Raw genomic sequence first — 12179 nt, 5'->3', positions numbered from 1 at the left:
TGCCACCGCCGGTGGCCCACACCAGATGGGTGGCCTGTGCCATGGTTGCGGCATCGCAACCGCGCCCGGTTAGCCACTCGGGATTGGCTGCCACCCGCCACGGGCCGGCCATACCCGCCAGAGCAGAAGGTTCGAGTGTGATCTGTTCATCGCGCGCCAGCAGTCCCAACAGGTCATACATCTCCTGATCGCTCAGGGTGTAGAAGCCATCGAGCAGCCGCTCCATGGCGCGGCCGACGAAGCCGGAGGCGCGACCTACCGCGAGGCCGTCGGCTGCGGTGAGGTTGTCAATGCCCAGATCCTGCACCGCAATGGCATCGTGCAATCCGGTGTGGACCCCCAGCAACATACAGGGGGAGTGAGTGGGCTCGGCGAAGAAGCAGTGAACGTTATCCCCGAACGCGAGCTTGAGACCAAAGGCCACGCCGCCCGGGCCGCCACCCACGCCGCAAGGGAGGTAGACAAACAGCGGGTGGTCGGCATCCACCTTGATGCCCATCTGGTCGAACTGTGCTTTCACCCGCTCGCCCGCAACCGAGTAGCCGAGGAACAGGGTGCGGGAGTTCTCGTCGTCGATAAAGAAGCAGTTGGGATCGCGCTCGGCCTCTTTGCGTCCCTGTTCCACCGCCACCCCGTAATCTTCGGCATATTCGACCACGATGACGCCGTGTTCACGCAGCTTGCGCTTCTTCCACTCCCGCGCATCGGCTGACATGTGGACGGTGACGGTAAAGCCCAGCTTGGCGCTCATGATGCCGATGGACATGCCAAGGTTGCCAGTGGACCCCACTGCGATGCTGTACTGGCTGAAGAACTGGCGAAACTCGTCGCTGAACAGTTTGCGGTAGTCATCCTCTTCCCGCAGCAGACCAGCCTTGATCGCCAACTGTTCGGCGTGAGTCAGCACCTCGTAGATCCCGCCTCGCGCCTTGATGGAGCCGGAGATGGGCAGATGACTGTCTTTTTTCAGCAGCAGTCGACCGGTGACCTCAACCCCGTAGCGCCGGTTGAGCGTGGCCTGCATCGCCGGAATAGCGGCGATCTCGGACTCCAGAATACCGTTGCTGGTGCGGGTCTCGGGGAAGGTTTCGCACATGTAGGGAGCGAAGCGGGCCAGCCGGGCGGAAGCGTCCGCCACATTGTTGTTATCGAGCCCCACATAGGGCAGACCGGCAGCCAGAGTGGTGGTGTTGGGGTTGAACCAGGTGACTGGCTCAAGCGCGATCAGGGATTGCACTAGTGGAAATTGCGCTGTGAGCTGTTGGACGTCGATGTTTTTCATAGTGTTCTCGGTCTTGTTACACGATAAAGGAGAGCAAGAAGGTACCGGCCAGCGCCATCAGGGAGGCGACAAAGGTGGCGGTGGTGTAGTACTTGAGCGTTTCGTTCAGGGTGGCGCCGCAATACTGCTTGACCAGCCAGAACAGGGAGTCGGTCACCATGGTGCAACCAATGGCGCCGGAGCCGATGGCCAGGGTCATGATCTCCGGGCTGATATCCGGGTAGTGCACCATGATGGGGGAGACGATAGCGGTGGCGCCCATCATGGCAACGGTGGCGGAGCCCACGGCGGCGTGCAGCACGATAGCCACCAGCCAGGCCAGCAGAATCGGGTGCATATCCAGCTGGGAGAGGATGATGGCCAGGCTATCGCCCAGGCCGCTTGCCTTGAGCACCCCGTTGAAGGCGCCGCCCGCACCGATGATGAGCAGGATATTGGCGATGGATGAGAAGCACTCCTCGGTCTTGTTGAGCAGTCCTTCCATCTTCATCTGCTGGCGGCTCCCCAGCACGTAGTAGGCGGTGAAGGCGGCGATAAACATGGCGGTGATGGGGTTGCCGATAAACTCCAGCACGGTGTAGAGGTGGCTGGCGTGATCCATGTTGAGCTCGGCGACCGTCTTGGCCAGCATCAGCAGGATGGGCAGCAGCACGGTGGAGAGTGAGGCGCCTAAAGTCGGGAGAGTTGCTTCATCGCGCGCCTTAATGTCGGCAAAGGCAGCGGGCACCTCCTTGAACGGGAGCCGGTTGCCCAGCAGTTTGAGGAACAGGGGGCCGCCCACCAGCGAGGCAAAGAGGCCGACCGCGAGGCCATAGACGATGACCGAGCCGACGTCAGCCCCCAGCTGATTGGTGACGTAGAGGGCTGCCGGGTGCGGCGGCACTATGCAGTGCACGGCCATCAGGGCGGTGCAGAGCGGAATGGCCAGCTTGAGCAGCGAGGTGTTGGTCTTGCGGGCGATGGAGAAGGCCAGCGGGATCAGCAGCACCACCCCGACTTCGACAAACAGGGTGATGCCGCACACCAGACCGACCAGTACCATGATGACCTGAGGCGAAAGCCAGCGGCATCTCTGCAGGGCGAGGCCGATGCGCTCTGCAGCCCCAGACACCTCCATCATCTTGCCGAGTATGGTGCCAAGACCAATGACGGCGGCGAGAAAACCGAGGGTGCCACCAATGCCCGCTTCCATGGCATTGACCATGTTGACCGGGTTCATCCCCATCAGGGTGCCGACATAGAAGCTTGCCAGCAGCAGGGCAAGGAAAGGATGCACCTTGCCCTTCACTATGGTGACCACGATAAGAACGATGCTACTTAGCAAGGTAGCGATGACCCATACCTCTGAACTCATACTGCGCCTCGACATCTGTTGTGTGTGATTGTTTATGCGCTTATTGAATGAAAATGAGGCGAGGCTGACAAATGATGAAATCGACCACTTGGGTGATCTGAGATGATGCAAAGGCGCTGCATTGGTCACAATTTATCGAAATCACACTCTTTGGGTCTTTTGGTTTCATCCTGAAGGTGGCCTGTGGGTGTATCATCGGTGGCCATTGCGAAGAGGGGGATGAATGTATAACGGGGATAATTACATATCGCGCAACAAGCTGCTGAGCGGCTACCAGCTGGCCAAGCTGCACACCTTCGAGGCGGCCGCCCGCCACGGATCCTTTGCCATGGCTGCTGATGAATTGTCGCTGAGTCCCAGTGCCGTGAGTCACCGGATCAGCGCGCTGGAAGAGGAGCTGGGCTTCAAGCTCTTTGAGCGTTTTCACCGCAAAGTGATATTGACGGCGGATGGGCAGCGGGTGTTCTGGGCGCTCAAATCTTCGCTGGAGTTCATCAATCAGGAGATCCTGGAGATCAAGAATCAGGAGCTCTCCGGTACCCTGACCATCTATTCGCGTCCCTCCATCGCCCAGTGCTGGCTGGTGCCCAGGTTGGCTGATTTCTCCCGCCTGCATCCGCAGATCGAGCTCAATATCATCACCGGCAACGAGAACATCAACCTGCATGGTTATGGCATCGATTTGACCCTCTATTTCGATGAGAAGAGCCCGGAGCGGCTTGCCATCCACCCGCTGATGGATGAGTTCATGCTGCCGGTCTGCAGCCCGGAATATGCCGAGCTGCACGGGCTCATCGGCAATCCCGCCAGCTTGTCCCGGTGCCGTCTGCTCCATGATCGGCAGGCGTGGGGATTTGACTCGGACACCGACGAGTGGAGCTGCTGGGCTCGCCATGCCGAGGTCAGCCTCGAAGCATGCCAGCTGAGCATGGGCTTTGATCGCTCGGATCTCGCCATCATCGCTGCCATGAATCACGCCGGGATCGCCATGGGGCGCAAGAATCTGGTGAGCAAGCGGCTGGCGCGCAACGAGCTGGTGGCCCCTTTCCCCGGCTTGGCGGTCAAGTGCGAGCAGCGTTATTACATGGCGACCCTGCCCAACCGGGAGTGTCCCAAGATCCAGGCTTTTATCGACTGGGCGCAGGGGATGGCTGCCGAGATGGAATGAACAGAGGCTGGCGCGCAAGAAAGCGACATGAAGGCGTAGAGTGCGAGTTAACGAAGGTAGCGGTTTAACATGGCGGGAAAATAGGGGGAGAGGGGTCAGCTGATGGTAGCGAGTCGCCTTGCTGCCAACACCGGATGGCTGACAGCAAGGCAACGGTCGGGATCAGGTGGTCTTTTCCAGATGGTTCTGATAAATCTGCTGCCACTTGTCCAGTTCGTTTTCATCACCCTGCTGCTGCCAGAACTCGCAGATGGAACTCGCCATCTCGCATGCCATGGCGTGGTCACCGTCACGGCGACTCATCAGGTATTGCCCCAGCCAGCTTTGATACTGTTTCATTGCACGATCTCCTTATCTATTTAACCCTTGATACTGCAGCTGTGGGACACCCGTCCGGCAGTGTTGCGCCACACTCCACTTTCGCCGCGCGTTGCTTGTTATCGCCGCGCTTGTTGTCAATCAGGACAGAGAGTGTATGAGAAAAAGGCGAAAGTGTTAAAAATTGGCCACCACCTTATCACAAAATGGTGTGATATGCAGGCTTTGGGGCCAATTGAGTTATAAGCGCGGGTTGTGTGTCCCGACATAGCGACAGAAATTGACGGAGAGTATCGGCACGCAACTTGTGCCGCAAGCAGGCGTTTGAGCGGTTACTGGGTCACCCGACGTGCCTGCCAGTAGCGACTGTTCCAGTAGACGTTGTCGAGGCGGGAGCGGATCACTCCCTTGCTGGTGGAGGCGTGAATAAACTCGCCGGCACCTGTGTAGACCCCCACATGGTACTGTTGCCAGCCGGTTTTGAAGAAGACCAGATCTCCGTGTTGCAGCCGGTAGCGATCCACCGGTTTGCCAATGCTGGCCTGAGATTCGGTGGTTCTTGGCAGGTTGAAGCCCAGCACCTGACTGTAGGCGAGCTGGGTGAAGGCGGAGCAGTCTAGCCCGGCGCGGCTGGCGCCGCCCATGCGGTAAGGGACACCGCGCCACTGTTGGTAGAAGCCATCGAAGGCACTGCTCTGCCGAGGGGCCGGAGGCGGCTCCGGCGTGCTGGAACAGGCGGCCAGCAGCAGAGTCAGCAGGGATAGCAGCAGCTTGCGATACATCGGGCTCTCTCCACGGACGGGTCTACCAAACGAGACATTTATCGAACGCCATATCCTGCCAAATCGTTCTGGCGGCAGGAGGGCACGCGACAACTTTTCCATCATAAACAGGGATCTGGCTCCAGACCTAGTCTCCGAGAGGAAAAATGTGGCGGGGAACTGAAAAACGCCAACCCGAGGGCTGGCGTTTGTTGTCACTCGTTGTGGCTAATCAGCGGTTTAAGCAGCTCGGCCAGCTTGTAGAAGGTCTGCACCCGGGTGGTGCTGGGGCGCCAGACCAGCCCGATCTCGCGATAGGAGGTCTCTCCCGGCAGCGGGATGGCCACCAGATCGGAGTTGGCAAGAATGCCGGCATCGATGGCCATCTGCGGCAGGAAGGTGGTGCCAAGACCCGCTTCCACCATCTGCACCAAGGTGTGCAGGCTGGTGGCGGCGAACGGGTTGATCTTGCTCTTGTCCCGCAGGCGGCAGGCGCTCACTGCGTGCTCGGTGAGGCAGTGCTCCCGCTCCAGCAGGAAGATGCTCTGGTTGGGCAGCTCCTTGTAGTCGAACGGGGTATGCAGACCGGCCGCCATGCTGGCGGGCATCACCATGTGGAACGGATCCTGGCCGACGGTCTTGCAGTGAAATCCACCGATCTCGATGGGCAGGGCGAGGATTAGCAAGTCGAGCTGACCCTGTTCCAGCTGCTTGAGCAGATTGCTGGTGGTGTCTTCACGCAGCAACAATTCGAGGTCAGGATAGGTTTTGCTGCACTCTTTCAGCAGCTTGCTCAGCAGGAAGGGGGCGATGGTGGGAATGCAACCCAGACGTACCGTCCCCTGCATCACGCCACCCTGATGTTGCCCGAGCTCCATCAGATCCCGTGCATCGGAGAGCAAATTGCGAGCTCGCTCGACGATTTCCATGCCGACCGGGGTCATAATGAAGCTCTTGTGGTCCCGCTCCACCAGTTGCAGGTTCATCATGTCCTCCAGCGTCTGGATCCCGGTACTCAGGGTCGACTGGCTGACATGACAGGCCTTGGCGGCGCGGTTGAAGTTCTTGTGCTCATCGAGAGCGACCAGATATTGCAGCTGTTTGAGGCTGGGCCAACGTTGCATAGAAAAACCCGATTAATGCTATCTATTTAATTTGATTTAACTAATCTACCACCGGGTCTATAGTTTGTCGCTTGAATTAGATGGACTTGGCTCTAGGTAGCCCAATCCTCACCGGATTGTTCACTTCACATAAAGAGGAATTGAATATGGTATTGGTAGGCCGTCCCGCACCCGATTTTACCGCCGCAGCTGTTCTGGGTAATGGCGAGATCGTTGATTCATTCAACCTGTCATCCCACATCAAAGGCAAAGCAGCCGTTGTCTTCTTCTACCCGCTCGATTTCACCTTCGTCTGCCCGTCCGAGCTGATTGCCTTCGATCACCGTTATGAAGAGTTCCAGAAGCGTGGCGTGGAAGTGATCGGTGTTTCCATCGATTCCCAGTTCTCCCACAACGCATGGCGCAACACCAAAGTGGAAGATGGCGGTATCGGTCAGGTCAAGTACCCGTTGATCGCCGACGTGAAACACGAAATCTGCAAAGCCTATGACGTTGAACATCCGGAAGCCGGCGTGGCGTTCCGTGGCTCCTTCCTGATCGACAAGAACGGTGTCGTTCGTCACCAGGTTGTCAACGATCTGCCGCTGGGCCGCAACATTGACGAGATGCTGCGCATGGTCGATGCCCTGCAATTCCACGAAGAGCACGGCGAAGTGTGCCCGGCTCAGTGGGAAAAAGGCAAAAAAGGTATGCAAGCCTCTCCGGACGGCGTTGCCAAGTACCTGTCCGAGAACGCTGACTCCCTGTAATCGGGTCGTACTCTCCTTGAAGAACCGGCGTCTTGGCGCCGGTTTTTTTATACCTGCGATTTACCTATCCCCTGATATATCGGGGGTCGGCATCTCATTCCGAAACGACGAGTACGCCACTGACTGCAGCTTGGAATAGCGAGGACGAAGGGGCGAGAAGAGTGTGATCGATAGCTGGGGCTGGGATGTGCCAACAGACAAACAAGAGCCATAAAAAAAGCGCGCCATAGGCGCGCTCAGTTCACAAGCGAAGAAGTTATTCCTCAAAGATCCCGAAGTGATCCTTGGCGAAATTGACCCGCTGCTCCACGTTCATCTTCACCTGGCCCAGCTTCTCGATAGTCTTGAGATTGGGCACCAGGCCGCGACCGTTGGCGATCTGGATGGCAAGACCGGGACGGGCGTTGAGCTCCAGCAGCATGGGGCCGCGGAACTTGTCCAGCACCATATCGGTACCGATATAACCCAGACCCGACATCTCGTAGCAGGAGGCGGCCAGGGTGAGCAGGGTATCCCAGTGGGGCACCTTGAGCTCATAGAGATCGAGGCCGGTATCCGGATGGTGGCGCAGCGGATTGCCAAACTGCACCGCCCGCAGGGCACGACCGGTACGTAGGCACAGACCCACCCCCACGGCGCCCTGGTGCAGGTTTGCCTTGCCGTCCGAGGCGGCGGTGGAGAGGCGCATCATCGCCATCACCGGGAACCCCTTGAAGATGATGACCCGGGCATCGGGTACCCCTTCGAAGGAGTAGCCGTCGAACACATCATCAAAGTTGATGAGGCCTTCCACCAGTGCCACGTCGGGCTTGCCGCCAAGCGAATAGAGCCCCGCCAGAATGTTGGAGACATGGCGCTCCAGATCCTGACCGGTAGAGGCGCTGCCGTTGGGCTTGTAGAAGAGGCCATCTTCCTGACGGAGGATCACCAGGATACCCTTGCCGCCCGAGCCACGGGCCGGCTTGATGCAGAAGCCCGGCCAATCTTTTACCAGCTCGGTGATGCGACCCACATCGTGCTGGGCACGGATGGTACCGATCAGCTCAGGCACGGTGACCCCTGCATCCAGCGCAATTTGCTTGGTCTGCAGCTTGTCATCCACCAGCGGATAGAGGCTGCGCGGATTGTAGCGGCTGATGTAGGAGTGGTTGCGCTTGTTCATGCCGAGGATGCCTGATTGGGACAGGCTCCACGGGGTGGTGTATTTTTCCCAGAACCACATCGGTTACTTGTCCTTACCCGGGGTGACGCCAGATTTCATCTCGTCCACCAGCGGCTTGAAGCGCTTCAATTCGCTCAGCTTGTAGCCGGTGTAGTTACCCATCAACAGCACGGTCGCCATCAGCACCAGCTGCAGGCCGAGGAAGTTGAAGGTGAGGTGACGAATAAGCTCGTTATCCATGGCCAGATAGGCGATGACGGCAACCAGCAGAGAGCCGCCGCCCTGGCGGAACACCTCTTTCGGGCCCTCTTCTTCCCACAGGATGGACATCCGTTCGATGGTCCAGGAGAGGATGATCATCGGGAAGAAGGTGATCTTCATGCCGTCGGTCAGCCCCAGCTTGAAGGCGAACGCGGAGAAGATACCGATCATCGAGATAACCATGATGATGATGGCCGATATTCGGGCGACCAGCAGCAGGTTAAGCCGAGACAGATAGGAGCGAATGATGAGACCGGTGCCGACGATCAGCAGGAAGCCGATGAGACCGGTGACCAGCGAGGTCTGGATAAAGGCGACCGCGATCAACACCGGCATAAAGGTACCTGAGGTCTTGATCCCCACCAGAACCCGCAGGAACACCACCATCAGCACGCCGATCGGGATCAGCAGCAAGCCCTTGAACAGGGTCTGCTCTTCCAGCGGCAGGCTGTGGATGGAGAAGTTCATCATCTCTGATTTTTCGAACTTCTGCGCCAGTGCCACGCTGACCGGCTGCTCCTGTTCGATCATCGAGAAGCTGACACGGGAGTTGTGACCACCGGTCACGTCCAGCAGGGCGCCGGAGTTGTATTCCCACAGCAGCAGGTTGGCCGGACGGCCCTGTTCACCGGTTTGCGGGTTGAACAGCTTGTAGTCGGTCGGGCTGTTGAATACCTGCAGGTAATCCACCAGCTCCTGACGACGGCGGCCATCTTCCAGATTCAGGGCATGCACCACGCGGGTGGGGACGTCAGCATTGTTGAGCAGCTCGGCGATCAGGTTGGCGCGGCTCTTGTGCTTTTTCAGCAGCTCGGCGTTCTGCTCCTGCTTCTCGATCTCTTTGATGATCTCGCGAGTCAAGGTGTAGCCGTCGGCAGAGCGCTCCTGTGCCCGCTCGAGGATCTGCTTCATCGCGGTGGCATAAGGCTCACTCTCGATCTGCTTCTCGATGGCAGGCGGCTGCGGATTGGCGGCCGGTTTGGCGTGGGCATCCGCCATCATGTCGACGCGGTAGTAGAGCTCCTGACGGCCGGAGGCGGTGCGGATGGACCACTCGGCGCGGGCATCACCATCTTTCTCGACGAAGGAGAGGCCGTAGCCGGGGCTGGCGGCGTTCTCGTTCATCAGGGTGAAACCGGGCTGGGTGCCCGGAATGGCCAGAGAGGCGATCACCGGCTCACCGGTCGCCTCGAACTCCAGCTTGGCTTCGATGGACCAGATCTGGCGCTTTTCACCGGGCGTCAGCGGCACATCCAACGCGATATGGTGATAGATCGTCATCCCCAGGCCGACAATGTACAGCAGGGCTACCAGCAAATAGAACGGCTTACGGGAAACCATGGATTATTTCACATCCTTGAGCTTGGGTTTGGGTTGGATATATTCGCGGGCCACATCAACCACGGCGATGTCTTTCAAAAATTCGCGACCCAGCAGCACAGGGAAGGTCATGTCGCTACGGTCTTTCAGGGTAAATTCGGCTTTCTCGGTCATGTCGCCAATGCGCACGGCCAGGCGCACTACCGGACGGCGGTCCAGATCGTCGGCAGAGGCCTGACGCACCCGTACATGGCGTACCAGCGGCGCTTCAATCTGGATCTTGTCGTCCACTTCCTGATGGCTCAGGAAGAAGCGCACCCAGTTTTTGCCGTTGCGCTCGAAAATGGTGATCTCCTGCGCACTGATGGAGGAGGTGGTCGCACCGGTATCGACCCGCGCCTGGAAGGCGTCGTTGGCCGCATCAACCCAGATCCACTCGGCTTCACCGACCATCAGCTTGCCATCGATGGTGTGACCCTGATTGGGGGCCGGACACTTCTCGGTGGGGATGGCCATCGGCTTGGGCGGCTCGGAGGGGAGGGGGGCGAGCTTGTGGTCTACTTGCTTGACGGACTCTTTCATATTGGTGACATCTGTGTTGAGCTGAACCAGCAGGTGCTGTTGCTGCACATACTGCTTCTGTTGCTGTTCCATGGATGTTTGCAGGCGTTGCTCGCTCTGGCTCAGCTCGCTACGAAGCTCGGCCAGCGTCAGAGCAGGGACCTGAGGCGCTTTTTCCATATTGACACACCCGCCGAGACTAAGCAGGGAGAGCAGGGTCATTCCTTTTAATTTGCTTTTCATGTCATTCATTTAACTGTGCTTCCTGGAATTGGGTCAGTGTAACTTCCTGAATCGCCATCGGCTAGTCTTTGGCCTTGCGGGCAATCAGTACGGCACGTTTCGGCGCCGGGTGTCCTTCTACCGTGAGTGCCGGATTGTCTGGATCCAGATAGTCACTCAGGGATTCATTAATCATCCAGTCGGTACGACGCTGTTCGTCGGTGCTGGTCATATTCTCGTCTACTATCCGCACGTCGGTGAAGCCGCAGCGCTCGACCCACAGCTTGAGGGCGCGGCTTGAGGGAATAAACCAGACGTTGCGCATCTTGCCGTAACGGTCGGTGGGCATCAGCACGTCGTTGACCCCGCCGTCAATCACTAGCGTCTCCAGCACCAGCTCGCCATCATCTTTCAATTGATTGCGCAACTGCTCGATGTGCTCGATGGGGGATTTGCGGTGATAGAGCACCCCCATGGAGAAGACGGTGTCAAAAGCACGCAGCTCAGGTAGCTCTTGAATACCGAGCGGCAACAGGTGGGCGCGCTGATCATTGCCCGCGAAGTGGCGAATGGCCTCGAACTGGCAGAGGAACAGCGGGCTAGGGTCGATGCCGACCGCCAGCTTGGCCCCTTCACCCACCATGCGCCAGAGGTGGTAGCCGCTGCCGCAACCCACATCCAGCACGTAACGGCCTTCGAGCGGGCTGATATGAGGCAGCACCCGATCCCACTTCCAGTCAGAGCGCCACTCGGTATCGATGTGGATGCCGTGTACGGTGAACGGCCCCTTGCGCCAAGGCATGAAGTGACGCAGCAGGCTCTCGACCTTCTTTCGTTCACCTTCGCCAAGGCTCTCGGCCGAGCCAATCTCGACCCGGCTTTTCAGCTCGACGTTGCCGGGGGAGACCACCGGCAGCTTGTTGAGGGCGCGGTTCCAGCGCGGCAGGTCGCCATGCTGGTTGTCATGTTGCCAGGCGTGCAGCTGGGCGGGCAGGGTATGCAGCCAGTGGCTCAGCCGGTTTTTGGCAATCAGTTGATAGAAATTGGCAAAGTCGATCATGGCTGGGCGTCGCTGGATTTGATGGCAATCATGGAGCCGAAGTTGAAGCACTGGAACCAGAGATCCTGATGGACGAAACCGGCGTCGCGCAGGCGCGCCTGATGCACCGGCAGGCTGTCGGTGCGCATCACGTTCTCAAGGGCGGTGCGTTTCTGGCTGATCTCCAGCTCGCTGTAGCCATTGGCTCGCTTGAAGTCGAGATGCAGATCGATAAGCAACTCGTTGACCGGCTCATCTTCGAAGCGGAACTTCTCGCTCAGGATCAGGATCCCGCCCGGGCGCAGCCCATCGTGAATGCGCTGGATCAGGGCGGCCCGTTTCTCTGGCTCGACAAACTGCAGAGTGAAGTTGAGTACCACCACGGAGGCGTTCTCGATCTCGATGTCGCAGATATCCGCCTCCACCAGCTCCACCGGCACCTCGGCTTTGAAACCGGAGAGGTGGGCGCGGGCGCGCTCAATCATCGGATGGGAGAGATCCACCGCGGTGATACGGCAACCGGGTTGGCTGACATGGCGACGCATCGCCTGGGTCGCGGCGCCCAGTGAGCAGCCGAGATCATAGAGTCGGCTCTCGGGTTGGGCGTAGCGGGCGGCCATCATGCCGATGGCGGAGATGATGTTGCTGTAACCCGGCACCGAGCGCTGGATCATATCGGGAAACACGTCGACGACCTGTTCGTCAAAACAGAAGTCACCCAATCGGGCGATCGGGGCGGCAAAAATTTGATCTTTGGTATGCATGCTGGCGCAACCTGACAGTCGGGACATCACCCGGCTGTATTGTTCAATTGAGTCGTTGGGTGACACCCATCAGAGTAGATTTATCACCTGTTTA

Annotated in this window: 12 protein-coding genes; 2 read left to right on the top strand and 10 right to left on the bottom strand. The window is 58.7% G+C overall.

All coding sequences use genetic code 11. The features are described from left to right. Both DBR30_RS18035 and dsdX read right to left on the bottom strand, forming a co-directional pair. The coding region (locus DBR30_RS18035; protein ID WP_108588464.1) for a D-serine ammonia-lyase at positions 1-1282 on the bottom strand (1282 nt) is incomplete at its 3' end. 16 nt (positions 1283-1298) lie between these two features. Beyond that, entirely contained in the window at positions 1299-2636 is a 1338-nt protein-coding gene (dsdX, locus tag DBR30_RS18030; RefSeq protein ID WP_108541910.1) for a D-serine transporter DsdX, read from the bottom strand. Between the two features lie 223 nt (positions 2637-2859). On the opposite strand from dsdX, the gene dsdC reads away from it, so the two are divergent. Next, a complete protein-coding gene (gene dsdC, locus DBR30_RS18025; RefSeq protein ID WP_108541911.1) occupies positions 2860-3804 on the top strand; it encodes a DNA-binding transcriptional regulator DsdC in 945 nt (314 codons plus the stop codon). A gap of 162 nt (positions 3805-3966) precedes the next feature. On the opposite strand, the gene DBR30_RS18020 is transcribed toward dsdC, so the two are convergent. The 3 genes from DBR30_RS18020 to DBR30_RS18010 all read right to left on the bottom strand — a co-directional run bounded on the left by DBR30_RS18020 (position 3967) and on the right by DBR30_RS18010 (position 6007). Beyond that, on the bottom strand, positions 3967-4143 hold the full coding sequence (locus DBR30_RS18020) for a hypothetical protein (protein WP_005337704.1): 177 nt from the start codon (positions 4141-4143) through the stop codon (positions 3967-3969). Between the two features lie 311 nt (positions 4144-4454). Then, positions 4455-4904 carry a C40 family peptidase gene (locus DBR30_RS18015; protein ID WP_005337703.1) on the bottom strand — a complete coding sequence of 150 codons (450 nt, stop codon included), beginning with the start codon at positions 4902-4904 and terminating at the stop codon, positions 4455-4457. A gap of 194 nt (positions 4905-5098) precedes the next feature. Continuing rightward, complete coding sequence (locus DBR30_RS18010; protein ID WP_005337702.1) at positions 5099-6007, bottom strand: hydrogen peroxide-inducible genes activator; 909 nt, start codon at positions 6005-6007, stop codon at positions 5099-5101. Positions 6008-6153: 146 nt separating this feature from the next. On the opposite strand from DBR30_RS18010, the gene DBR30_RS18005 reads away from it, so the two are divergent. After that, complete coding sequence (locus DBR30_RS18005; protein WP_005337701.1) at positions 6154-6756, top strand: peroxiredoxin C; 603 nt, start codon at positions 6154-6156, stop codon at positions 6754-6756. Between the two features lie 256 nt (positions 6757-7012). Here the strand turns inward: DBR30_RS18005 and DBR30_RS18000 are convergent, their stop codons facing one another. The 5 genes from DBR30_RS18000 to cmoA are packed head-to-tail and all read right to left on the bottom strand — an operon-like array spanning position 7013 to position 12085. Beyond that, on the bottom strand, positions 7013-7978 hold the full coding sequence (locus DBR30_RS18000; protein ID WP_005353164.1) for an alpha-L-glutamate ligase-like protein: 966 nt from the start codon (positions 7976-7978) through the stop codon (positions 7013-7015). 3 nt (positions 7979-7981) lie between these two features. Beyond that, complete coding sequence (locus DBR30_RS17995; protein ID WP_005337699.1) at positions 7982-9520, bottom strand: inactive transglutaminase family protein; 1539 nt, start codon at positions 9518-9520, stop codon at positions 7982-7984. Positions 9521-9523: 3 nt separating this feature from the next. Beyond that, positions 9524-10312 carry an ATP-dependent zinc protease family protein gene (locus DBR30_RS17990; protein WP_258224492.1) on the bottom strand — a complete coding sequence of 263 codons (789 nt, stop codon included), beginning with the start codon at positions 10310-10312 and terminating at the stop codon, positions 9524-9526. A gap of 52 nt (positions 10313-10364) precedes the next feature. After that, positions 10365-11342, bottom strand: coding sequence for a tRNA 5-methoxyuridine(34)/uridine 5-oxyacetic acid(34) synthase CmoB (gene cmoB, locus DBR30_RS17985; RefSeq protein ID WP_019446645.1), 978 nt, complete (start codon positions 11340-11342; stop codon positions 10365-10367). After that, entirely contained in the window at positions 11339-12085 is a 747-nt protein-coding gene (gene cmoA / locus DBR30_RS17980; protein ID WP_108541295.1) for a carboxy-S-adenosyl-L-methionine synthase CmoA, read from the bottom strand. Before cmoA ends, cmoB begins: the two co-directional genes overlap by 4 nt. Between the last annotated feature and the right edge of the window lie 94 nt (positions 12086-12179).

Origin of the sequence: Aeromonas sp. HMWF017 (assembly GCF_003061465.1) — a bacterium.
GTDB classification, from domain to species: domain Bacteria; phylum Pseudomonadota; class Gammaproteobacteria; order Enterobacterales; family Aeromonadaceae; genus Aeromonas; species Aeromonas veronii.
The sequence above is the reverse complement of the archived record's forward strand: the minus strand, read 5'-3'. Positions and strand labels throughout refer to the sequence as shown.